A 23,921-nucleotide genomic window follows, 5' to 3' on the forward strand; every position below is an offset into this window, starting at 1 on the left:
GCCTGATTGAAAAACGATATAAACAGTTTATATCGTTTTATGTTGCGGCGCCATCACATCAAGAAAGCTCGGTCACGAATTCCCATGGCGTTTTTTGCCAGGCATCGGATTCTTCCCGCAGCAGGTGTGCAGACTGCGGATAGGCCGCTGCCCAGCCGGTGCGCGACTGCACGGTACAGCGGCGGCCTTCCACCTGCAGATGGATACCTTCTACGTCTGGAGGGCGCCGCGCGTGGCACAGGGCCACTGCTGCGCGTAGGCACATGAGCTGCAAGGCAAAGACCGGATCGGCGAGATTCGCGGCTTCCAGCTTGCGCACCTTCCCCCGGTGGCCCAGCACCAGGAGCCCCAGATGGTGCAGTTCGGGCAAGGCAAAGCCGGCTGCATCCGTATGGTCCAGGATGTAGGCGCCGTGATGGTGGTAGTCGCTGTGTGAAATGCGGCACCCGATCTCGTGCAGGCAGGCGGCCCAGCCGAGCTTGCGGGCGGCACGTTCGCTGCCTTGCGGGGAAGCCTCGCGGAACAGGCGGCAGGCCAGTTCGGCAACGCGCTCGGCATGGGCGTGGTCCACCGTAAAACGGTGCATGAGCGAGCGCACGGTAGCTGAGCGCAAATCCGTTTCGGGCTGGTCGCGGTCCAGAAGATCGTAGAGGGCACCTTGGCGCAGGGCGCCTTGCGCCACGGTCATGCGTTCGATATCCAGCAGATCAAAGATCGCACGCACGATGCTGACGCCCCCTCCAATCACCGCCTTGCGGTCGTCCTTGAGGCCGTCCAGTCGCAGGCGGTCTACATGGCGCGCACGCATCAACTGGTCCTGCAGCCAGTCGAGGCCCTCCCGGCGGATCACACCCTCCTCACCGCCAGCGGCAGCAAGGATGGAGCCAACGGCCCCGACGGTGCCTGATGAGCCATAGGCCACATCCCACGTCTGGCGCCGGTAACTGTCCATCGCCTCGTCCAGCACGGCCTTGGCGGCGATCTCAGCGGCTTCGAAAGCGTGGCGCGTGAAGGAACCGTCAGCGAAGTAGCGGGCAGACCAAGCCACGCTGCCCACGCGGTAGGACGCCACGGTACCTGGCGTGAACTGCTGCCCCAGAATCAATTCCGTCGAGCGACCGCCGATGTCCACGACCAGGCGCTTTTCGTCGGATTGCGGCAGCAGTCTTGCCACGCCCTGGTAGATGAGCCGCGCCTCTTCAGGCCCGGATACGACGTCGATGGGAAAGCCCAGAATCCGGCTTCCTCGGGTAATGAATTCTTCCCGGTTGCGTGCCTCGCGCAAGGTTTGCGTCGCCACCGCACGGACATGAGCGGCTGGAAAACCCGCAAGCCGCTCTGCAAACCGGGCAAGGCAATCCCAGCCACGCTGCATGGCGTCCTGCGTGAGGTTGCGGTCCTCATCGAGGCCGCCGCCCTGGCGAACGGTTTCTTTCAGGTATTCGACACGGCGGATCTGCCCGTGTTCGAGGCGGCCGATTTCCAGGCGAAAGCTATTGGAGCCCAGATCCACGGCTGCCAGCAGTATTCCATCTTGCATGGGGATGCACGCTGTGCGCAGGTTTTCCAGCGGTGCAGCATAGCATCGGCGCCGGGGAGAAAACGACTGCAGGGCGGCCACGTCTCAGCCCACGATGCGTCCGTCGGCCGTGAGCATGCTTTGTGTGACGTGGGTATTGGCCAGGCGTCTGTCTTCGTAGGCCACCAGGTAGCCGCCGACCTGGATTTCTACGCGTTTACGCAACGCGGCGAGAACGCTGGCGCGTGTGACCGGCCCGGTCACCGACTGCAGCACCTCTGCGGTATACCGTGCGGCGATGAAGCCCGCCAGCCCCTGGGGCGAGGGGGGCTCGTCGTAGAGCTTGGCCATGACCTCGCGGTAGTTGCGCACGATGGACATGCCGTGCGACACCAAGGGAACCGGTTGCGTGGCGATGACGGAAATGCCGCGCGGAATGCCACCCAACTGCGCCAGCACCTGCAGATTCGCATCGGCAAGGGCCACTACATAGCATTGCCGGCCCTGGGGCAGGGTCAGGTGTCTTACATATTCGTGAAGCTCCGGAGTGCCCCCGATGAACAGCACGATGGCGGGAGGAATTCCGCGTTGCTCCTGGGGCGAGAGGGGCTGGATGCGCAACCCCATGGCCTTGCCCACTTCGGTGACCAGACCCTGCAACTGCTGCTGGAGTGTCGCATTGGCGTAGACCGCACCCGCCTGTTGCACTCCCATGACCGCGAGAGAGCGAATGGCATGGGTCATCTGGGCCCGGTAATTGGGAAAGATGGGAAAGACGGTGTCGCTGTCGTCCTTCCATTGCCGCAGGAGCCACGGTGCCAGGTGGGCCAGTGCGGCCTCGCCCGTCTGAAGGGTGGCGATGGCGGCCGCCGTGCTGTCCCCCACGCACCCGGACAATGCCACACACGCGGCGTTGTCGTATGCCGCCTTCCACGCCGTGCGAACTGCGGCAGCCGACCCGTCGGTCTCCACCACCACATGCTGGACGGAGCGGCCGCGAATGCCGCCGCCACGAGCGTTCAGGTCCGTCCATGCAGCCCGGGACCCGATCAGGAAGTCACGGCTGACATCCTGGTTCTGTGGCGACAGATCCACGATCTGTGTGACTGCGAGAGCGCGTGGCTCCTGCGCCCGCGCCACGGGCGCATATGCCGCTGCGCCGATGGCGCAGGCAGCGCCCGCCGCCTTCAACAGGGCGCGCCGCTGCAATCGCAGGCTGCAAGAAAGGGGAGGATGCATGGTCTGGAAGGACAGGTTGGCGTGGAGCGGCTTACTTCTTGCGGGGAGGCACCAGCACGCGATCAATCACGTGTACGACACCGTTGTCCGCCTTCAGGTCGGCCTGTTCCACCAGGGCGTCCTCCACGGTCACAAAGTCTGCGGCGCGTGCCAGAGCAATGTCCGAGCCCTGCAGGGTCTTCAGCTTGCCGGCCTTGGCGCTTGCGGTGACGTGTGCCGGCACGATGTGGTAGCTCAGCACGGCCTTCAGCTGTTCCTTGTCGTTCTTGAGGGCGTCGCGCGTCTTCGCAGGAAGCGCCTGGAAGGCTGCATCGCTGGGGGCGAAAACCGTGTAGGGGCCGGAGCCGTTCAGCGTGGCTGCCATGCCTGCGTCGGCGACCAATTGGTTGAAGGTGCTGAGGTTCTTGGTCTTGGCAACCACGCCGCCCACCGTGTTAGGGGCAGACGCGGGGGTAGAGCAGGCGCCCAGGGTCGCGACGATCGCGAGGGCCAGGGTGGTTTGAAGAGTCAGGCGACGGAACATGTGGTTCTCCCGTAGAGGTGTGTTTGTTACCGACTGTTGTCGGTGGCGGGAGCGTACGTTCCCCGTGCGACAGTTCCGTGACAAGGAAGTGGGGCAGCGCTGCGGACGGTGTATGACGGTCAAGAATGAATGTCACGGTGATGTCACAAACGGCTTCTAGAGTCGCAGCATTGAGTTTTTTCAACCAAGAGGTCTCTTCCATGAAACTCTCCGCGATTCGCGTTCTGGTGTCTGGTGTTGTGGCAATGGGCGCGTTTTCTGGCGCCTGGGCACAGCAGGAAGCAACGGGCGCTGGCGCCAGCTTCCCTGCACCCCTGTATTTCAAGTGGGCGGCCGACTACAACAAGGCCACGGGCGTCAAGATCAACTACCAGTCCGTCGGCTCGGGCGCCGGTCTGCGTCAGATCGAGGCCAAGACGGTTGATTTCGGCGCTTCCGATGCGCCCCTGAAAGACGAAGAATTGGCCAAGAAGGGGCTCGTGCAGTTCCCTACCGTGATCGGCGGTATCGTTCCCGTGGTGAACATCAAGGGTATTCAGCCCGGCCAACTCAAGCTCAACGGCCAACTGCTCGGCGACATCTATCTGGGCAAGATCACCAAGTGGAACGACGAAGCCATCAAGGCCTTGAACCCGGGCCTGAACCTGCCTGATGCCGCCATCGCCCCGGTGCGCCGTGCCGATGGCTCCGGCACCACCTTCGGTTTCACCAACTACCTGAGCAAGGTGAACGCCGAGTGGAAGGCCAAGGTGGGCGAAGGCACTGCCGTGAACTGGCCCACCGGCGCGGGCGGCAAGGGCAACGAAGGCGTGGCCGCGTTCGTGGGACGCCTGCCCAACTCCATCGGCTACGTGGAGTACGCCTACGTGAAACAAAACAAGCTGACGTTCGCGCAGATGCAGAACAGCGCTGGCAACTTCGTGTCGCCTGATGAGGCCACCTTCAAGGCCGCCGCCGCGGGTGCGGAGTGGACCAAGAGCTTCTACCAGATCCTAACGAACCAGCCCGGCAAGGATGCATGGCCGCTCACCTCCGCCACCTTCATCTTGATGCAGAAGTCGCAGGACAAGCCGGTGCAGGCTGCTACGGTACTGAAGTTCTTCGAGTGGGCATACAAGTCGGGCGACAAGACCGCATCCGATCTGGACTATGTGCCCATGCCGGAAAATGTGAAGGCCGTGATCATGAAGTCGTGGGGCGAGATCAAGGACACTTCGGGCAAATCCATCGCCCTGAAGTAAGCTGAGACGGTGGTCCGCCCTCCCGGGTGGGCCACCGGTTCCCCTGTTTTACAAGGCAATCAGACGTGTCCAGTACCATGCCCGTCCACGAGGCCCCGCCGCTTGATGCGGCTGTTGGCGCATCCAGGGGTTCACCCCCGCCCCGTACCACCCTGTTTTCCGGCGTGATTGCCGATCGCATCTTCGGCTGGTTGGCGCGCGGCGCGGCCGTGCTGACCCTGGCGCTTTTGCTGGGCATCATGGCGTCGCTCGTGCACGGTGCCTGGCCATCGATCCAGCAGTACGGCCTGGGCTTCCTGACGAGCAGCGTCTGGGATCCCGTGCAGAACGAGTACGGCGGCCTGGTGATGGTCTACGGCACCCTGACGACCTCCATCATCGCGCTGTTGATCGCCGTGCCGGTCAGTTTCGGCATTGCGCTGTTTCTGACGGAGCTTTCCCCTGCATGGCTCAAGCGTCCTCTGGGAACGGCCATCGAACTGCTGGCGGCTGTGCCTTCGATCGTCTACGGCATGTGGGGCCTGATGGTGTTCGGCCCCATTCTTGCCACTTATGTGCAGCAGCCGCTGCAGTCGCTGTTCCACGGCGTGCCTTACCTTGGCGCACTGGTGTCGGGGCCGCCCGTGGGTATCGGCATTCTGTCGGCCGGCATCATCCTGGCCATCATGATCATCCCCTTCATCGCGTCGGTCATGCGCGATGTGTTTGAGGTCACTCCCGCGCTGCTCAAGGAGTCCGCCTACGGCCTGGGCTCCACCACATGGGAGGTGGTGTGGAAGGTGGTGCTGCCCTATACCAAGTCCGGTGTCCTGGGCGGCATCATGCTAGGGCTGGGCCGTGCGCTGGGCGAGACCATGGCCGTCACCTTCGTGATCGGCAATATGAACCAACTGAATTCACTGTCCGTGTTCGAGGCGGCCAACAGCATCACCTCCGCGCTGGCCAACGAATTTGCCGAAGCCGGCGAGGGCCTGCACCAGGCGTCGTTGATCTATCTGGGACTGGTGCTCTTCTTCATCACTTTCGTGGTGCTGGCCTTGTCCAAGCTGCTGCTGGCGCGCCTCAAGAAAAACGAAGGGGCCCGCGCATGAGCACGTCGCAAAAACTCATCTCCGCGGCCGAGCTGGCCCAGGTGCGCCAGGCGCGCTATGCGTCGCGCAAGCGCCTGAACCAGATCGCATTGACGCTGTCGCTTCTGGCCATGGCGTTTGGCGTGTTCTGGCTGGTCTGGATCCTGTGGGAAACCATCCGGCTGGGCGTGGGCGGGCTGAGCGTGGCGCTGTTCACGCAGATGACGCCCCCGCCCAACGAAGCCGGTGGTATCGCGAACGCGATCTTCGGTTCCTTCGTCATGGTGCTGCTGGCGACGTTCGTAGGCACGCCCATCGGCATCATGGCGGGCGTCTACCTTGCGGAATACGATGCACGCGGCTGGCTGGCATCCACGACGCGCTTTGTGAATGACATCCTCCTGTCCGCACCCAGCATCGTGATCGGCTTGTTTGTTTATGCCGTGGTGGTCGCCCAGTTCAAGAGCTTCTCGGCCTACGCCGGGATCATGGCCTTGGCGCTCATCGTCATCCCCGTGGTGATCCGCACCACCGAAAACATGCTGATCCTCGTTCCGGCCAGTCTGCGCGAGGCGGCCTACGCTCTGGGCACGCCCAAATGGAAGGTCATCACCATGGTGACGCTGCGCGCGGCCCGCGCCGGCGTGATCACCGGCATATTGCTGGCGGTGGCACGCATCGCAGGCGAGACGGCGCCCCTGCTGTTCACTGCACTGAACAACCAGTTCTGGAATGGCGACCTGTCCAAGCCCATGGCCAGTTTGCCGGTGACCATCTTCAAGTTCGCCATGAGCCCCTATGAGAACTGGCAGCAGCTCGCCTGGGCTGGCGTGTTCCTCATCACCCTTGCGGTGCTGGGCCTGAACATCCTGGCCCGCGTGGTCACGCGCCAAAAGTAACTATTGCCTCCGGAAGACATTCATGCCCTCCACCAAGACCTCCGCGCCCGTGCAATCCAAGATCACGGTCCGTGACCTGAACTTCTATTACGGGAAGTTCCATGCCCTCAAGAGCATCAACCTCGACATTCCCGAGAAGAAGGTCACCGCCTTCATCGGGCCGTCGGGCTGCGGCAAATCCACGCTGCTGCGCACCTTCAACCGCATGTTCGAGTTGTATCCCGAGCAGCGCGCCGAGGGGCAGATCATCCTCGACGGCGAGAACCTGCTCACCAGCAAGCAGGACGTGGCGCTGATCCGCGCCAAGGTGGGCATGGTGTTCCAGAAGCCCACGCCGTTTCCCATGTCGATCTACGACAACATCGCCTTTGGCGTGAAGCTTTTCGAGAGCCTGAGCGCGAGCGACATGGACGACCGCGTGGAATGGGCGCTGCGCAAGGCGGCCTTGTGGAATGAGGTCAAGGACAAGCTGGACCAGAGCGGCGCGGGCCTGTCCGGCGGCCAGCAGCAGCGCCTGTGCATCGCACGCGGCATCGCCATCAAGCCGGAAGTGTTGTTGCTCGACGAGCCCTGCTCGGCGCTGGACCCCATCTCGACCGCCAAGATCGAGGAATTGATCGCTGAACTGAAAGACGACTACACCGTGGTCATCGTCACGCACAACATGCAGCAGGCGGCGCGCTGCAGTGACTACACCGCCTATATGTATTTGGGCGACCTGGTGGAGTTCGGGGACACAGAGCAGATGTTCTTCAAGCCGCAGCGCAAGGAGACAGAGGACTACATCACGGGCCGCTTCGGCTGATGGAGGTACGGGACATGGCAGACAAACATCTTTCTTCACAGTTCGACAGCGAACTGAACAACATTTCCTCCCGCGTCATGGAACTGGGCGGCCTGGTGGAGTCGCAGATTCGCCAGGCCATCTATGCGCTTTCCCACTTCAACCTGGAAGCCGTGGAACAGGTGGAGCAGTTGGAGCGCCGCGTGAACGCCATGGAGGTCGAGATCGACCATGAGCTGGCCTCCGTCATCGCGCGCCGCCAGCCCACCGCACGCGACCTGCGCCTGCTGATGGCCTTCTCCAAGGCCATCGCCAATCTGGAGCGCATGGGTGACGAGGCCACGCGCATGGCGCGCATGGTCAAGTCCATCATCGAAAGCGGGGCCGCCCGTTCGCTACCGTCCAGCGACCTGCGTGTGGCGGCCGACCTGGCTTCGGGGCTCCTGCGCAAGGCGCTGGATGCGTTTGCCCGCCTGGACACCAAGGCCGCTGTTGCCATCCTGAAGGAAGACGATCTCATCGACCGGGAGTTCGACGGTTTCGTGCGCAAGCTCATCACCTACATGATGGAAGACCCGCGCACCATCTCCGCCAGCCTGGACCTGCTGTTCCTGGCCAAGGCCATCGAGCGCATCGGCGACCATTCCAAGAACGTGGCCGAGCTGATCATCTATCTCGTCAAGGGCAAGGACGTGCGCCACACGGCGCTGGACGAGATCGAGTCGGCCGTGGCCTGAGAAAGGCGGTGAACCGATGAAGAAGCTTCCCCGGGTACTCATCGTCGAGGACGAGTCCCCCATCGCAGAATTGGTGGCCGTGAACCTGCGCCACAACGGCTTTCAGCCCATCTGGGCGGAAGACGGCGAGTCGGCGCAGCGCGAACTGGACGCGGTGCTGCCCGATGTCATCTTGCTGGACTGGATGCTGCCGGGCCAAAGTGGCCTGCAACTGGCACGCAAGTGGCGTGCCGACAGCCGCACCAAGCAGATCCCGATCCTCATGCTGACGGCGCGCGGTGACGAGCCCGACAAGGTGGCCGGGCTGGATGCCGGCGCCGACGACTACATCACCAAGCCGTTTTCCACGCAGGAACTGCTGGCGCGCATCCGCGCCGTGCTGCGCCGGCGTGCGCCCGAGCAGGTCAGCGACAGCGTCTCTATTGGTGAACTGGTGCTGGATGCGGCCACGCATCGCGTCAGCTACCAAGGCCAGCAGCTCAAGGTCGGGCCGACAGAGTTCAAGCTGCTGCACTACCTGATGAAGCACCCGGAGCGCGTGCACAGCCGCGCGCAACTGCTCGACAAGATTTGGGGGGACCACGTCTTCATCGAGGAGCGCACGGTGGACGTGCACGTGAAGCGCCTTCGCGAAGCATTGGGTGTGGGCGGCGCCATGGTGGAGACCGTGCGCGGAGCGGGTTACCGGCTTACCGCGCAGCCGCAGGCACTCATGCGGGCGTAACGGAGAGCGTGCCTCGCTCCCGTGTTTTTTCAGGCGTCCGTATCATGTGCGGGCGCCTTTTTTGTTCCTGACCTGAGCCCTGCGGCCATGCTCCTGCGCTTCTTTTTCTTTCTGCTGTGCCAACTGATCGGCGGTGCGCTGGGCTGGTGGCAGGCGGGCCCCTGGGGTGCTGGCATCGGCGCCTGTTTCGCCGCATGGTTGTGGTTTGCCTGGGATCTGTGGCGCGGCGCGCGCGTGCTGAACTGGTTGCGCCAGGGAGACCCCACGCAAACGCCACGCCTGAGCGGCCTGTGGGGGGAGGCAGCAGACCGCGCGAGGCGCCTGGTGCGCCAGGGCCAGTTGAAGGCGCAGGCTGGCGATGCGCGCCTGCAGGAAATCCTCCAGGCGCTGCAGGCATCGCCCAATGGCGTGATGCTGCTGGATGCCGAAGGCCATATCGAATGGTGCAACCAGATGGCCGAGGAGCACTTTGGCCTGGATGCGGAGCGTGATGCGCAGCAATCCATCGGCAACCTCGTGCGGGACCCGGACTTCAGTACCTACTACGCGTCCAAGGACTACACGCGCGACGTGGTGCTGCCCGGACGCGCCAGCACGCCCTCGCGGCCGGTGCGCGTATCGGTGCACCTGCACCCGTATGGCGATGGCCGCAAGCTGCTGCTGTCACGCGACGTGACGGCGCTGGAGCAGGCCGAGGCCATGCGGCGCGACTTCGTCGCCAACGTGTCGCATGAGATCCGCACCCCGCTCACGGTGCTGATGGGTTTTGTCGAAACCCTGCAGACCCTGCAGCTCAGCAACGAGGAGCGTGCGCGTTACCTGCGCATGATGTCGCAGCAGGCCGTGCGCATGCAGAACCTGGTGCAAGACCTGTTGACGCTGTCGCGCCTGGAGGGAAGCCCTCCGCCCAGCATGCACGAATGGGTCGCGGTCTCGACGCTGCTGCGCCGCTGCGAGGACGAGGGGCGCGCGCTCTCGGCCCTGCTGACGCAGAACCAGCCCGGCAAGCCTCACCAGATCACGTTCCCCACGGCCGAAGCAGCGCAGGCGGCCGGGCAGGTGGCCGGCAATGCGGCCGAGCTGCAAAGCGCCCTGGCCAACCTGGTCAACAACGCTGTGCGCTACACGCCACCCGGAGGCAGCATCACCGTGGCGTGGGACGTGGAGCCTGATGGCAGCGCCCGTTTTATGGTGCGCGACTCAGGGCCTGGCATTGAGCCGCAACACCTGCCGCGCATCACCGAGCGCTTTTACCGCGTGGACCGCAGCCGCTCGCGCGACACGGGCGGCACGGGCCTCGGACTGGCCATCGTGAAGCATGTGGTGCAGCGCCATGGCGCAGCGCTGCAGGTGGCCAGCGTGGTGGGGCAGGGCTCGACGTTCACGGTGGTGTTTCCGCCGTCGCGCCTGCGTACGCCGCCGCGCGGCCTCAGCGGTGGGGTTCCTGCGGTAGCGGCGGAGCCGCCCGGCGTGTCTGCAGCCTGAGCACGCCCAGCAGCAGGGCCGTGAAAATCAACGCCGTCGCGCCTAGAGCGGCAGCGCTGGCGGCCCAAAAAGGCGAAGGGGAATGCATCGGACCCCAACCCGCCAGGCCGCGGTAGGCCAACACGTAGCCTCCATACAGTCCCACGCCCCACAGCAGCACGCAATAGACCGCCAATGGCGCCAGCGTGATGCGGTAGCTGCGCAGCACGAAGATGCACAGCGTCTGCAGGGCATCCGCCACATGGTAGGCGGCCACCCATACTGCCAGCGCGCCTGCCATGGCGACGACTTCCGCGCTGGTGGAGTACAAGGCCGTGATCGTGCCTTTTGCTATTAATAACATAGCTGCTAGCGCAAATCCCATAAGCGCTGCAAGCCAAAAACCCTTCAAGGCGACGGCAGCGGCCTGGTGCTCGTTCCCCGCGCCACGCCAGAAGCTCACGCGGGCGCTTGCGGCAATGGCCAGCGACAAAGGCACCATGTAGAGCACGGCGGCGAGGTTGGAAGCGATCTGGTGCGCAGCCGAGGCCAACGCCCCCTGGCGTGCGATGAACAGCGCCATCAGCGTGAAGGAAGTCACCTCCACCAGGATGGACAAGCCCGCTGGCAGGCCCAGCCGCAGAAAGCGCGCAATCTGCGCGGGGTCGGGCCGCTCCAACGGGCGCCACAGCCGCAGCGGGCCGTACATCGTGTGGCGACGCAGCATCCACCAGCCCAGCAGCATCAGGCCGTAGTTCACGGCCAGCGTGGCCCACGCGCAGCCTGCAGCACCCTGCGGCGCCAGACCGGCACCGCCGAAGGTGAACCAGACCGAGAGCGGCACTTTGACCGCCAGCGAGCCGACCTGCAGCCAGGTGACGAGCTGCGGGTGCCCCAAAGCCTGGTTGAGGGTGCTGTAGATGCGAAACAGCAATGCAGGCGGCAGGCCGAACGCGAGGATGGCCAGGTAGGCCTGCACCTCGCCGCGCAGCGCCGGCGGCACCTCGGTCCATTGCAGGAGCGGGCCTGGCGACAGCAGCACGGCCATGCCCAGCACCGCGGCACCCGCCCACAGGTACAGCGACTGGCGCACGCTGGCGCCCATGCCGGCCTGTGCGTTCGCGCCGCGCTGCTCGGCCCAGATGGGCAGCAAGGCCTGCAACACACCCATGAGCGCCACGTACACGCTCACGAACACGGCTGAGCCGATGGAGAGGGCGGCCAGGGACTCCTGCGAATGGCGTCCGGCAACGATGGTGTCGGTGACCCCGAAGGCCATCACCGCAAGCTGCCCGGCCAGCACGGTGAGTGCGTGCCGTGCAATGGTGGACAGCTCGGACATCAGCGCTTGCGGGCCGTGCGGCGCAGCACCAGCATGCGGTCGCCGCGGTCCGTGGGGCGGCTGACGCTCGCCATCTCCTGCCACTGCGCCGGGGGCAGCAACGCGCTCACCAGCGGTGCGGCGGAGGCGTCTGCGATGACCCAGTCGCACTGCGCCAGCTGTTCGGTGGGCACCATGTGCAGTTGCCCATGGTGCAGCAGCGCGGCCAACTGCGCACGGTTCAGCCCGTAGCCGACCACGCAGCTGTCGCGGTCGGTGATGGCTGCGGCAACACCCGCCACCTGGGGTGCGAAGCTGCGGCCATAGTTCAGCAGCGGCAGCCACAAGGTCATCATGAGCAGCCAGCCCAGCGTGGCGCCGCCTGCGGGCAACACCAGGCTGCGCCAGATGACGGGGCGGTTGCGTGCCGCGCGCCAGACCACCAGCAGGCACCACGCAGCCGTGGCGGCCAGCGCCACGCCGAAGGCCAACAGCGAGAACGACGGCACGTAGCCGGGCGCCAGCTTGGCCACGTTGGCCGCGGGCTTGGCCGGCACCCCTGTCTGCACCGCCAGCCACACCACCCAGATACCGATGGCCGAGGCGCTGAAGAACAGCAGGGTGAACCAGTCGATCAGCGCTGCGATGCTGCGCCGCAGCGTCGGCAGCGCAAAGGCGGCCAGCGCCGCCAGGGCGGGCAGGCCCAGCAGCAGTGCGCGGTCGGCCGGCTGGGTGGTCAGTGTGGCTGTCACGGCCACGAGGGCAAACCACAGCGGCAGTAACAGGTGCCGGTGCCATTCGCGGCTGAGGATCTGCTGCCGCCAGCGCCACAGCGTCCACAGCGTGAGGGGCCAGGCGGGCCAGCTGAACCAGATGAACAGGCGCACCAGGCTTTGCCACTGTTTCAGATCTTCGAAGCGCACGATGCGCCAGCGCCATAGGTCCAACTGCAGCGCCAGCGCGGCAGCGGCCACCGTGGCGGCCAGCAGCACGCCCCCTGCCACTGCGCGGCTTCGCAGTGTCGCGCCGCGCGTGCAGGCCACCAGCCAGGCACAGCCCAGGCCCAGCAGCACTGCGAGCGTGGGGGCGCCGCTGAGCACCAGCCCCAGCAGGCCGGCAATGGCGGTGAAGGTGGGCCACGCCGTGCGCCAAGGCATTGCGGAGCCAGCGTAAAACAGCAGCGCGGTGCAGCACAGCTGGGTGAGGTAGCTCGTGGTTTCATGCGACAGCTGGGCCAGTCCCAGGCAGGCGATGAAGGCCAGCAGGCCGGCGTCGGCCATGGCGCGGGCATAGTCGGCGGGCTGCGCCTCGCCGCCGAAGGCAAAGGCCACGGGCTGTGCGCCGGGGCTGCGCGCCAGGTAGTACACGCTGTACCAGGTGGCCGCCAGGGTCAGCAGCAGCAGAGCGACGAACGGCAGGCGCGCGGCAAGCTCCGCCGGCAGCCAGCCGTCCAGCGCCTGGATGGCCCACGCGCCCAGCCAGTAGGGCAGCAGTCCGTCGCCATCCGGCGGCACGCCCACCAGCAGCGGGTCCATCCAGGAGGTGCGCCCGAGGGCCAGTTCGCGCATGTAGCCGAACGAGGCGATGTCCGCATTGCGCCACGGGTCGCGCCCCACGAAGCCGGGAACGGCATAGGCCAGGCACAGCAGCAGCAAGGCCCAACGCGGCAGCGGGCGCACGGCGCTCTGGGCAACGATGGCGGGGGTCGGGTGTATCACGCGGACGGGGGGAAATGGCGTTGGGCCGAGGATAGCGGAGTGCGCAATAAAAAAGGCAGCGCGGAGAAGCCGGGCTGCCTGGTGTGTGCAGGTGCGGCGAATGGGTTCGCCACCTGCCTGCACGGGCCTGCACGGGGCAGGCCTTGCTGCTTACTTCGCTGCGGTCTTGCCGAAGCGGTTGCGGAAACGCTCCACGCGGCCGCCCATGTTGTCCACCGACTTTTGCGTGCCGGTGTAGAAGGGGTGCGATTCGGAGGACGTGTCCAGCTTGTACAGGGGGTATTCCTTGCCTTCGAAGGTCTCGGTTTCCTTCGTGTTCACGCAGGAACGGGTCACGAACTTGAAGCCGTTGGACAGGTCAACGAACAGCACTTCGCGGTAATTGGGGTGGATGCCTTCTTTCATGATCTTCTTCCTCAAGTCAGCGGGAGCCGCACCAGCCTATTCCAGTGTACTTTCCGCAAAAAAGCCCGCAATTATCGCACAAGCTGATTCAGCGGTGCTAGGCCATGCTGCTGATGGTGCGGCGAAAGCGCGCCAGCGACAGGGCGAACAGGACCGAGCCGATGCCCGCCAACGCCAGGAACTGCGGCCACACCACGTCCATGCCTGCGCCGCGGTACAAGATGGCCTGGCCCAGCTCCACGAAGTGCGTGGTGGGGGCCGCCAGCATCAGGTCCTGCACCAGCGCCGGCATGCTCTCGCGCGGCGTGGTGCCGCCCGACAGCATCTCCAGCGGGATGAGCGTGAGCACCATGAGCAGCCCGAACTGCGGCATGCTGCGCGCCACCGTGGCCATGAAGATGCCCATGGAGGTGGTGGCGAACAGGTGCAGCGCCGCCCCGGCCAGGAAGAGCCCCAGTGAGCCGCCAATGGGCACGCGCAGCAGCCCCTGCACCACCAGGACCAGCGACGTCGTGGCCGCCAGCAGCACCACCAGCGCCATGGACCAGACCTTGGCCAGCATGATCTCGGTGGGCGTGACGGGCATGACCAGCAGGTGCTCGATGGTGCCGTGCTCGCGCTCGCGGATCAGGGCCGCGCCGGTGAGGATGATGGACAGCATGGTCACGTTGTTGATGATCTGCATCAGGCTGCCGAACCAGGACTTCTCCAGCGCCGGGTTGAAGCGCATGCGCAGCGCCAGGTCCACGGGCGGGGCGGCGCCGCCACGGTAGCGCTGCACGAACTCGCCGACCTCGGCCAGCACGATCTGCTGCACATAGGCATTGCCGCTGAAGGCCTGGCTCATGCGCGTGGCATCCACGTTGAGCTGGACCTCCGCCGCGCGCCCCGCCAGCACGTCGCGCTGGAAGTCGGGCGGTATGTTGAGCACGAAGGTGTAGTGCCCCGCGTCCATGCCCGCATCCATCTCGCGCGCGGTGATGAGCGCCGGCGTGTTGAACTGCGGCGGGTAAAAGGCCGAAACGATGCGCTGCGACAGTTGCGACTGGTCCTCGTCCACGATCGCGATCGGCGCCTTGTGCAGGATTTCGGGCATGGCCGTGGCGGCGGCGTACACCGACAGCGTGAACACATACACGATCAGCACCAGCATGGTCGGGTCGCGCAGCAGGCTCCACAACTCCTTCACGCCCAGGCGGTAGATGTTGAGCAGGTGCAGGCGCACGGATGAGGAGGAGCCGGGCATTGGTCAGCGCTCCTGCTTCTTCAGCAGCGCAATCGCGCCCAGCATGACCACGGGCACCGACGCCAGCAGCGGCAGCAGCGCGCCCTGCAGGTCGGCCAGTCCCAGTCCCTTGCTGAAGACGCCGCGGCTGATCATGAACATGTACGTGGCCGGGTAGACCGAGCCGATGAGGCGGCCGCTGCCCTCCAGCGACGAGACGGGATCGATCAGGCCCGAGAACTGCACCGCCGGTATCAGCGTGCCGATGAGTGCGAAGAACATGGCTGCGATCTGGCTGCGCGTGACGCTGCTGGCCAGCAGGCCCATGCCGGTGGAGGTGACCGAGAACACCAGCGCTGCCAGCGCCAGCGTGGCAAAGCTGCCGGTGATGGGCACGCCGAACACGGTCACCGCCAGCAGGCACATGAGCAGGAAGTTCAGCATGGCCAGCAACACGTAGGGCAGTTGCTTGCCCAGCAGGAATTCGGTGCGTGTGACGGGCGTCACGTACAGGTTGAGGATGGAGCCCATCTCCTTCTCGCGCACCACGGCCAGCGCCGTGAGCATGGCCGGCAGCATGAGCATCAAGAGCGGAATCACCGCCGGCACCATGGCGGGCAGACTGCGTACGTCGGGGTTGTAGCGGTAGCGCGATTGCACGGTCACGCTGCTGGCCAGGCGCTGCCCCGTGCGCTCATGCAGTTGCGCGGCCAGCCAATGCTGGTGCATGCCTTGCACATAGCCGCGCACGGTTTCCGCGCGCATGGGCATGGCGCCGTCCACCCAGGCGCCGATCTCCACGTTCTTGCCGCGCAGCACGTCGCGGGCAAAGCCGCTGGGGATCTCGATGGCCAGCGAGAGCTCGCCGCTGCGCATGCGCCGGTCCAGCTCGGCATGGTCCGACAGCGGCGGTTGCTCGATGAAATAGCGCGATCCCGAGAGCGCGTTGGCATAGCTCTGGCTCAGCGTGGTCTGGTCGCGGTCGAGCACGGCGTAGCGCAGGTTCTCCACATCCATGTTGATGCCGTAGCCGATCACGAACATCAGGATCAGCGAGCCCGCCAGCGCCAGCGTGGCGCGCACCGGGTCGCGGCGCAGCTCCAGCGACTCGCGCCACATGTAGCTCAGCATGCGCTGCAGGCTGAAGGCGCGGTGCCGGGGTGCTTCTATTTCAGGAGCTGCTGCCGCTTGATTTGCGGGTGTTTCAAACTCTTTTGCGTTTGATACGACCGTCGATTGAGCGCTGAAAGCTCCTGTTTTTGTAGCGCCGTCATCGGCCGCGGGCTCGCCAGCGGCCTCCAGCAGGTAGCCGATGAACGCCTGCTCCAGCGTCTGGGCGCCGCGCCGGGCCATCAGCGCGGCCGGCGTGTCGCTGTCCAGCACCCGGCCCGCGTGCATCATGGACATGCGGTCGCAGCGCTCGGCCTCGTTCATGAAGTGGGTGGAGATGAAGATCGTCACACGGTCGCGGCGCGACAGTTCGACCAGCAGGCGCCAGAAGGCGTCGCGCGCCACCGGGTCCACGCCGGAGGTGGGCTCGTCCAGGATCAGCAACTCGGGCCGGTGCACCATGGCCACGGCCAGCGACAGGCGCTGGCGCATGCCCAGCGGCAGGTTGGCGGGCAGGGTGGCACGCTCGTCCTGCAGGGCAAAGCGCTGCAGCATCTCGTCCACGCGCGCTGTCACCTGTTCTTCCGGCACATGGAACAGGCGCGCGTGCAGCACCAGGTTCTGCTCCACCGTCAGCTCGCCATACAAAGAGAACGCCTGCGACATGTAGCCCACGCGCCGGCGCGTGGCCATGTCGTGCGGGTCCACCGCCTGCCCGAACAGCCAGGCACGGCCCTCGGACGCAGGCAGCAGTCCGGTGAGCATCTTCATGGTGGTGGACTTGCCGCAGCCGTTGGAGCCCAGAAAGCCGAAGATCTCGCCGCGTCGGATGCGAAAGCTCACCTGGTCCACGGCCACGAAGTCGCCAAAGCGCATGGTCAGGCCCTGCGCCTCGATGGCAATGTCGTCCTCGCCGTTGGTCGGCAGCGGTGGAATCACCACCGGGCTGTGGCCGCGCTTCCTGGCTTCGGGCAGCAGGGCGATGAAGGCTTCCTCCAGGGTGTCGACGCCAGCACGCTGCAGCAGCTCTTGCGGTGTGCCTGTGGCAAGAACGGCGCCATCGTCCATGGCCACCAGCCAGTCGAAGCGCTGCGCCTCGTCCATGTAGGCGGTGGCGACGATCACGCTCATGTGCGCGCGCTCGGTGCGGATGCGGGCGATCAGTTCCCAGAACTGCGCGCGTGCAAGGGGGTCCACGCCGGTGGTGGGCTCGTCCAGGATCAGCAGGTCAGGGTCATGGATCAGCGCGCAGCACAGCCCCAGCTTTTGCTTCATGCCGCCCGAGAGCTTGCCCGCGGGCCGCGCGAGGAAGGGGTACAGGCCTGTGCTGCGCGTGAGGTCGTCAATGCGCCTGCGCCGTTCGGCCGCGCCGTGGCCGAACAGGCGTGCAAAGAACTGCAGGTTCTCCTCGACCGACAGCGTGGGGTAGAGGTTCTTGCCCAGGCCCTGCGGCATGTAGGCGATGCGCGGGCAGATCGCGCCGCGGTGCGCCTTGCGCGCCATGTCGCCGCCCAGCACCTGCACGCTGCCCTGCTGCAGTGCGCGCGCGCCGGCCATCAGCGCCAGCAGGCTGGACTTGCCCACCCCGTCCGGCCCGATCAGGCCCACCATGCGGCCGGTCGGTATGTCCAGCGTGATGCCGCGCAGCGCCTGGGCCGCGCCGTAGCGCAGTTGCACGTCCCGCAGCCGGGCCACGGGGGTGGCGGTCTCAAGGTGCTGGGGCATGGAGCAGCCGGGCGTTACGGTCCGTCAGGGGGCCACGACGTTGTGCAGGTGCGCCGGCCAGTCGCGGCCCGCGTCCAGCTTGATCCAGGCCTGGCCGGGCAGGCCGGTCTTCACCTGCGTGATGTGCTTGCGCAGCAGCTCGGGGGCGATGCGCGCGCGCACGCGGAACATGAGCTTTTGCCGCTCGCTGGCCGTCTCCACGGTCTTGGGCGTGAACTGTGCCGTGCTGGCGACGAACGACACCTTGGCCGGGATCACATACTGCGGTGCGGCGTCGAGCACGATGCGCACCTCGGTTCCCAGCGCCACGCGGCCGGCCACGGTCTCGGGCAGGAAGAAGCTCATGTACACGTCGGTCAGGTCCACCAGGTTCAGCAGCTTGCCGCCGCCGCCCAGCACCTCGCCGGGCTGGGCCAGGCGCAGCTGCACGCGTCCATCGCGCGGCGCGGCGAGTTCGCTGTCGGCCAGGTCGGCGTTGATGCGCTGCACGGTCGCATCGGCGGCTTTTACCGCCGATTCGGCGCCGGCCACCTGGGTGCGCGCGGCAACGATGGCCGCGCCCGCGGCCTGCGCCTGTGCCTGCGTGGCCTTCAGCGCGGCCTGTGCGCTGCGCACGCGGGCCCGGTCATCGTCCAGTTCCTGCTCGGAGGATGCGCCCTCGCGCGCCAGCGTCTCCGACCGTGCCGCGCGGCGCTGAGCGGCGTCCAGGTCGGCCTCGCGCTGGGCGATCAGGGCCTGGGCGGCCGTGTGCTCGCTCTCGCGCAGTGCCACCTGGGCGCGCGCGGAGGCCACGGCCTGCAGGGCGCGGTCGCGGCTGGCCTCGGCCTCGCGCTGCTGGGCCAGCAGGCTGTCCACCTGCATGCGCGCCAGTGTCTGGCCGGCCTGCACGAAGTCGCCTTCCTGCACCAGGATCTCGGCCACGCGGCCGGCGTACTTGGTGGCCACGTCCACCTCGGTGGCCTCGATGCGCCCGTTGCCGCCCACAAGGCCGGCGTTCTGCTGCGTTTCCTTCCACTGCAGCCAGGCGTAGCCGCCCAGTGCGGCGATGGCAGCGATTGCGGCTGCGGCGATGAGGATTTTCTTGGGAATGGTCATGCGAGGGTCCCGTTGGGTTGTCAGCGCGCGGGCGCGCCGCCGCCCAGCGCGGCATAGACGGCGATGTGTGCGGCCTGCAGCGCATAGCGTGCCTGCACGAGTTGCTGCTCGGCGGCCAGCAGGTCGCGCTGGGCATCCAGCACTTCGAAGTAGGGCGTGGCACCGTGGTCGTAGCGCAGTTGCGCCAAACGTGCGCGTTCATGCAAGGCGTCGCGCTGGGCCTGCTGCAGCGTGATCTGGCGCGCTGCCGTGGCGCGCGTGGCCAACGCGTCTGACACTTCGCGGAAGGCCGTCTGCACGGTCTTTTCGTAGTCGGCCACAGCGATGTTCTGGCGTGCGGCGCTCAGATCCAGGTTGGACTGCAGGCGCCCGCCGTCGAAGAGCGGCACAGAGATGCTGGGAGCGAACGTCCAGGCGCGGCTGCCGCTGTCGAACAGGCCGTCCAGGTGCGCGCTGGCGGTGCCCGCACTCGTGGTCAGAGCGATGCGCGGAAAGAACGCTGCGCGCGCGGCTTGCACGCGGGCGTTGGCGGCGTGCAGGGTGTGCTCGGCGGCGGCAATGTCGGGGCGGCGCAGCAGCAGGTCGGAAGGCAATCCCGCGGGCACGGTGGGAAGGGCGACGGCAGCCTGGGGCGGCGCCAGGGCCAGCGCATCCCACGGTACGCCCACGAGCTGCGCCAGCGCATGGGCCTGCAGTGCCTGCTGCTGCGCGAGCTGGGTGCCGATGGATTCGGCCTGGTACAGCAGAGATTCCACCTGCGTCAGCGCCAGGCGCGAGATGGCGCCGGCCGCGTGGCGGCGCCCGAAGATGCGCAGGCTCTCGCGGCGCGTGGCGATGGTGTCTTCTGTCAGCGCGATGCGTTCCTGCGTTTCGCGCCATGCGAGGTAGTTGCGTGCCACCTGGTTCACCAGTGCGGCCTGGGCGGCGCGGCTGCCTTCGGCGGAGGCGAAGTAGGCCTGCTGCGCTGCCGCCTCCAGGCTGCGCACGCGGCCCCACAGATCCAGCTCCCAGTTGCTGATGGCAAGGCCCACGCGGTGCTCGCCGGTGGTGACGGCGCGGCCGCTCACGTTCAGGTCCCCCGGCACGCGTGCGCGGGTGTGGCTGCTGCCCACGGCCAGGGTCGGCCAGCGTTCGGCGGACTGCAGGCCCAGGGCGGCGCGCGCCTCGTCCACGCGCAGCATTGCCAGGCGCAGGTCGCGGTTGTTCTCGAGCGCCTGGCGCACCAGGCCTTGCAGTGTGGGGTCGCGGTAGAACATCCCCCACTCGGCCTGATCGTCAACGCTGACGGTGCTGTCATTGAAGGCGACGGGTGGCGCGGGCCATGCGGCGGGCAGCAGCGCAGGGGAGGGCACGTCCGTTCGCACCCCTGCCATGCATCCGGCGACTGTGACGCAGATCCCGAGCAGGCCCGTGCGCAGCGCTGGGCTGTCAAGGAGCGACACGAGGGCGGGGAGGGCGAAGGGCATACGCAGGCCGGCGATGGTAATCCGCAATTTCGTTCGCAGCGCCCGGTCCGTTGGGCGCCCCATTGCGGGCCACCATGCTATCGAAATGAGATGACAGCCAGTATGGGCCGGCGCGTCGCGCCGTGCCTTGAGGCGAATCAAGTGAGCGGTGGGCGGGGAGTCATGCCTGCGCACAGCGAGGGGCAATGGGCGGCCATGAAAAATGTCCGCTGTCAAGCCCCTGATGAGAAATGACATTGGCAAGAAAGGGCTGAGTAGACAAGAGGTTAGCTCGGATTGCTGGCATCCAGACGTTCTCTTGCTTTATAGGCCAGGAGCCACATGGGAGCATCGCGGCAGCAAAGCCAAGAGCATTTCAGCAAACATCCTGCACAAAAGCTGGAATGCAAACGCGCAGCTTTGAGCTGCGCGTTTGAGATGAGGCCAATCACGAAACGGGACAGCGTCAGCCCGGCTTCGGAGAAGGTGCCTTGATCTTGTCTCCTTTCCTGAATCCACGATCCCCCGCCATGAACGCGGCCAGCATGTGCGGGATCAACGTTGTCACATCGACCGCTTCGCCATACGCCTGGGCGTGCAGCGCGGCATAGCGGTCAAGATCCTGCTTCAAGCTGAGCGGGCACGCGAAGGTCAGTTTCGTGGATTCGAGTTTGGGGAGCGGCCCGAGCCGCAGCTTTTTCGTTGTGTTCATCGCATGGCCCCTCGGTTGAAGAACATTGGCTGGTAAGGACGAAGCTGTAAATCGCGGTTCACGATCACCCGGACCGGCAAGCCCGGCCGCGCCGTCAGCGTCGGCTGGATGTTCATGTTGCGCCGGGTCATCTCTTGCCCCACCTGGTTCACACTGTCCTGCAGACCATCGCGCCCGGCGATGACGATGCGGTTGCCGTTTTGCCGGTTCTCCGGCGCCGCCAGCTCGGCGCCAATGCCCAGCAGCGTGGTCAGCGCCGCCCCGGCAAAGATGCGGCCCCAATGCCGATCCACGTCATCCTCCAGACCGGCATAGCCGGCCGGATCGGTGCCCACGAGGTTGTCCAGTGTCAGCGAGGACGTGTCCGGCAGGATGATGCGGTTCCACACCATCTGCACTCGGCTCTGCCCATAGCTCACCTGGCTGTTGTAGCGCCCGAGGATGCGCGAGCCCTGCGGGATCAGCAGGAACTTGCCCGTGGCCGTGTCGTAGACCGGCTCCGTCACCGTGGCAATCACATCGCCCGGCAGATCGGACTTGATCCCCGTCACCAGCGCTGCCGCTATCACCGTTCCGGCCATGACCTGGTACGGCGAGGTCGGCATTTGGAGATGGCCAGAATTACGGGTTTCCGTAGAACCGCCTTTCAGGAAGGCTTCCTTCTGCTCCTGCCGGTTCTGCACGGCGGCCGGATCGGCAGGCTGGGCCGCCGTCGAAGCTGGGCCAGCCGCCATCGGGTCGAACCCCGCCAAGGCGCTGGCCATGCTGGGTGTATTGAGGGCACCGGGCGCCGTCTGCGCGACAGCGCCAGCGGCTTGTCCGGGCTTGCCCGAGCGGAAGAACACCGACGAAGCCGCCGCAGCTTCTGCCTCCTTGCGCAAGGCATCGGCGGGATCATGGCCCGGCGGCATGTACGTAGGCTGCTGCGATGCCACGATGGCCGGCCCCAAATCGCCCGGCAGCGGCGGCCCCAGCTCTGGCACCTTCGGCAGCTTGGAGTAATCCGAAGGCAGCCCATCCAACCCCTCGGACTTGGACACGCGATCCACGTTGTACAGCTCGTTCTGCCCGCTCCCGCGCCGGTGCGGCTGCAATGACCAGATCGTGGCCCCGAGCACGGCGACCGACAAGCCACCCGTGAGGATGGCCAACGTGCGCCGGTTCAGGCGCGTGACCGATCGCGGCTGGGCGCGCAGCGCCACCGCCTCAGGCGCGACCTTGCCCGCCGACGACGTGGCAAGTTCAGGAGAATCGTCTTGCTGCATGGTCAATTCCTCCGCGTGCCATCCGTGCGCTCGATCCGCACCACGTCGCCCTTGTCACCTCCAAGACGCAGCTCAGCCGCGCCGAACAGGCGATCCACGATGTAGTACGGCGAGCGGAAGCGGTAGTTGACCAACTGCCCATCCCCCTGCGCGCCGATGACGAACAGCGGCGGCAGCTCGCCCTGGGCGATGCCCGGCGGGAACTGGATGTAGACCTTCTCGCCATCGTCGAAGGCACGCAGCGGCTTCCACGGCGGATTGCTGCCGCTGACCGCGTAGCGGAATCGGATCTTCTCCAGCGACAGCCCGCTATCGACCGGCGCGGCAGCACTCGCCGCCTGCGCCTGGCGCTGCAAGGCCAGCATCTTGTCTTTCGGATACTCCCAGGACACCGACGCCATCCACGTCTTCTCGGTCGAGGTCAGCTCCAGCAGATATGTCCTACGGCTGGTGGTGATGACCAGATTCGTCTTGAGGCCCGAGCGGATCGGCTTGACCATCACATTGACCCGCAAGTCCGCGCCGGAGCCGCTGGACGTGTCGCCCACGATCCAGCGCACGGTATCACCCGCGGCCACGGTCACCAGTTCCTCGCCGGGCTGCAGCGTAACCACCGTCACTCGGCCCACGGCCGCATAGACCTGGTACAGCGCGCCATCGGTAAAGGGCCACACTTGAATGGCGTTCACGTAGCCCTCGCGCGTGGGTGCAATGCGCGCCTCGGCATTGGCCCGTGATACGCGCAGTTTCTCGTCGGTAGGTTCCGGCGATGCCTTGGCATCCGCCGTGCCAGGCAACGGCTTCATCTGGCCAGGAAGCGCCAGCGGTTCGGGCACGCTGACCACCTCCACGGGCTTTGGCACCTCCGGCAGCGGCTGGGCCTGCACGGGTTCATCCAGCAAGATCGACGGCGGCTTGCCCTGCGTGGCGCAGCCCGCGAGGGCGGCGAATGTCAGCATGGAAGCACAAAAGCGGAAAGGCACGTTCATGGTTTTGCTCCTTCGGAAGAATCCAGTTCACGGCTCCATGACAGGCCGTTGACGTAGATACCCAGCGGGTTCTTGCGCACGCGCTGCTCGGTGCGCGGGGTTTGCTGCACGGTGGACACCACCGCGTTCCAGCGCTCGGTGCGATCCAGCGCACCGTTGACGAAGCGCGTCTCCGTCCAGCGCACGTTGAAAGACGACTCACTGGCACGGGTCACGCTGCTGATCTGCACCGTCACCGACTCCTTGCCGATGCGCGAGAACGGATCGTTCACCCGCGCGTACTCGTTGAGCACCACGGCCCCCTTGTCCGTGGTGTAGTCGTAGGCATCGAGCCAGTTCTGCCGCACCACGATGGGATCGATGGACAGCGAGCGCACCAGGCCGATGAAGCGGCCCAGGTGGTAGGCCACCTGGGCATCGCTGGGCTGGTACGGCGTGGCGGCTTCGCCCACAGCACGCACCTGGCCCGCGTTGTCCACCTCGATGACGTAAGGCGTCACGATGGACTGCGCCGAGCGCCACACAAGGCCACCGGCCATCAGCACGGCCAGCGTAAGACAGCCGAAAGCCATGAAGCGCCAGTTCTTCGCCTGCACGCGGGCCGAGCCGATGCGCTCGTCCCAGACCTGGGCAGCGGATTGGTACGGAGTGGCAGGCTGCGGCGTGTCGCTATAGCGCACCTGCGGTCGTTTGAATCGCATGGTCTTTTCT

Annotated in this window: 21 protein-coding genes; 7 read left to right on the plus strand and 14 right to left on the minus strand. The window is 66.1% G+C overall.

Going from position 1 to position 23,921, the window contains the following annotated elements:
* Positions 1-58: 58 nt before the first annotated feature.
* The 3 genes from BV908_RS06670 to BV908_RS06680 all read right to left on the minus strand — a co-directional run bounded on the left by BV908_RS06670 (position 59) and on the right by BV908_RS06680 (position 3,281).
* Entirely contained in the window at positions 59-1,540 is a 1,482-nt protein-coding gene (locus tag BV908_RS06670; RefSeq protein ID WP_011805581.1) for an exopolyphosphatase, read from the minus strand.
* Between the two features lie 84 nt (positions 1,541-1,624).
* Positions 1,625-2,758 carry an ABC transporter substrate-binding protein gene (locus tag BV908_RS06675; protein ID WP_011805580.1) on the minus strand — a complete coding sequence of 378 codons (1,134 nt, stop codon included), beginning with the start codon at positions 2,756-2,758 and terminating at the stop codon, positions 1,625-1,627.
* Positions 2,759-2,789: 31 nt separating this feature from the next.
* The gene (locus BV908_RS06680) at positions 2,790-3,281 is read right to left on the minus strand and encodes a fasciclin domain-containing protein (RefSeq protein ID WP_011805579.1); all 492 of its coding nucleotides are present in this window, start codon (positions 3,279-3,281) and stop codon (positions 2,790-2,792) included.
* Positions 3,282-3,481: 200 nt separating this feature from the next.
* Between BV908_RS06680 and pstS the strand changes: the two genes are divergently transcribed.
* The 7 genes from pstS to phoR all read left to right on the plus strand — a co-directional run bounded on the left by pstS (position 3,482) and on the right by phoR (position 10,221).
* Positions 3,482-4,522, plus strand: coding sequence for a phosphate ABC transporter substrate-binding protein PstS (pstS, locus tag BV908_RS06685; protein WP_103737598.1), 1,041 nt, complete (start codon positions 3,482-3,484; stop codon positions 4,520-4,522).
* Between the two features lie 77 nt (positions 4,523-4,599).
* A complete protein-coding gene (gene pstC, locus BV908_RS06690; protein ID WP_011805577.1) occupies positions 4,600-5,613 on the plus strand; it encodes a phosphate ABC transporter permease subunit PstC in 1,014 nt (337 codons plus the stop codon).
* Complete coding sequence (gene pstA / locus BV908_RS06695) at positions 5,610-6,491, plus strand: phosphate ABC transporter permease PstA (RefSeq protein WP_011805576.1); 882 nt, start codon at positions 5,610-5,612, stop codon at positions 6,489-6,491. Before pstC ends, pstA begins: the two co-directional genes overlap by 4 nt.
* Positions 6,492-6,513: 22 nt before the next feature.
* Entirely contained in the window at positions 6,514-7,296 is a 783-nt protein-coding gene (gene pstB, locus BV908_RS06700; RefSeq protein WP_011805575.1) for a phosphate ABC transporter ATP-binding protein PstB, read from the plus strand.
* Positions 7,297-7,310: 14 nt separating this feature from the next.
* The gene (gene phoU / locus BV908_RS06705) at positions 7,311-8,012 is read left to right on the plus strand and encodes a phosphate signaling complex protein PhoU (RefSeq protein ID WP_011805574.1); all 702 of its coding nucleotides are present in this window, start codon (positions 7,311-7,313) and stop codon (positions 8,010-8,012) included.
* A 16-nt stretch (positions 8,013-8,028) separates the two neighbouring features.
* Positions 8,029-8,736, plus strand: a complete 708-nt coding sequence (gene phoB / locus BV908_RS06710) for a phosphate regulon transcriptional regulator PhoB (RefSeq protein ID WP_103737599.1) — start codon at positions 8,029-8,031, stop codon at positions 8,734-8,736.
* Between the two features lie 87 nt (positions 8,737-8,823).
* Complete coding sequence (phoR, locus tag BV908_RS06715) at positions 8,824-10,221, plus strand: phosphate regulon sensor histidine kinase PhoR (RefSeq protein ID WP_103737600.1); 1,398 nt, start codon at positions 8,824-8,826, stop codon at positions 10,219-10,221.
* Here phoR and BV908_RS06720 read toward each other — a convergent pair.
* The 11 genes from BV908_RS06720 to trbF form a co-directional block, all read right to left on the minus strand.
* Positions 10,166-11,542, minus strand: coding sequence for an MATE family efflux transporter (locus BV908_RS06720; RefSeq protein ID WP_103737601.1), 1,377 nt, complete (start codon positions 11,540-11,542; stop codon positions 10,166-10,168). The two genes, phoR and BV908_RS06720, sit on opposite strands and share 56 nt — an antisense overlap.
* Positions 11,542-13,239: a hypothetical protein gene (locus tag BV908_RS06725; protein WP_103737602.1), complete on the minus strand. Its 1,698-nt coding sequence runs from the start codon at positions 13,237-13,239 to the stop codon at positions 11,542-11,544. Before BV908_RS06725 ends, BV908_RS06720 begins: the two co-directional genes overlap by 1 nt.
* 150 nt (positions 13,240-13,389) lie before the next feature.
* Positions 13,390-13,644 (minus strand): type B 50S ribosomal protein L31, encoded by a 255-nt coding sequence (locus BV908_RS06730; protein WP_011805569.1) that lies wholly within the window; start codon positions 13,642-13,644, stop codon positions 13,390-13,392.
* Positions 13,645-13,741: 97 nt separating this feature from the next.
* Positions 13,742-14,890: an ABC transporter permease gene (locus BV908_RS06735; RefSeq protein ID WP_103737603.1), complete on the minus strand. Its 1,149-nt coding sequence runs from the start codon at positions 14,888-14,890 to the stop codon at positions 13,742-13,744.
* Between the two features lie 3 nt (positions 14,891-14,893).
* On the minus strand, positions 14,894-17,704 hold the full coding sequence (gene rbbA, locus BV908_RS06740; RefSeq protein WP_103737604.1) for a ribosome-associated ATPase/putative transporter RbbA: 2,811 nt from the start codon (positions 17,702-17,704) through the stop codon (positions 14,894-14,896).
* Positions 17,705-17,728: 24 nt separating this feature from the next.
* Complete coding sequence (locus BV908_RS06745) at positions 17,729-18,799, minus strand: HlyD family efflux transporter periplasmic adaptor subunit (protein ID WP_103737605.1); 1,071 nt, start codon at positions 18,797-18,799, stop codon at positions 17,729-17,731.
* A 20-nt stretch (positions 18,800-18,819) separates the two neighbouring features.
* A complete protein-coding gene (locus tag BV908_RS06750; RefSeq protein WP_246867459.1) occupies positions 18,820-20,265 on the minus strand; it encodes an efflux transporter outer membrane subunit in 1,446 nt (481 codons plus the stop codon).
* Positions 20,266-20,710: 445 nt separating this feature from the next.
* A complete protein-coding gene (locus tag BV908_RS06755) occupies positions 20,711-20,956 on the minus strand; it encodes a DUF2274 domain-containing protein (RefSeq protein ID WP_103737607.1) in 246 nt (81 codons plus the stop codon).
* Positions 20,953-22,221, minus strand: coding sequence for a TrbI/VirB10 family protein (locus BV908_RS06760; protein WP_103737608.1), 1,269 nt, complete (start codon positions 22,219-22,221; stop codon positions 20,953-20,955). Before BV908_RS06760 ends, BV908_RS06755 begins: the two co-directional genes overlap by 4 nt.
* A 2-nt stretch (positions 22,222-22,223) precedes the next feature.
* Positions 22,224-23,210 (minus strand): P-type conjugative transfer protein TrbG, encoded by a 987-nt coding sequence (gene trbG / locus BV908_RS06765; RefSeq protein WP_103737609.1) that lies wholly within the window; start codon positions 23,208-23,210, stop codon positions 22,224-22,226.
* Entirely contained in the window at positions 23,207-23,911 is a 705-nt protein-coding gene (gene trbF / locus BV908_RS06770) for a conjugal transfer protein TrbF (RefSeq protein ID WP_103737610.1), read from the minus strand. Before trbF ends, trbG begins: the two co-directional genes overlap by 4 nt.
* Positions 23,912-23,921 lie beyond the last annotated feature (10 nt).

The organism is Diaphorobacter sp. LR2014-1, assembly GCF_002916785.1.
Lineage (GTDB): Bacteria > Pseudomonadota > Gammaproteobacteria > Burkholderiales > Burkholderiaceae_C > Diaphorobacter > Diaphorobacter nitroreducens.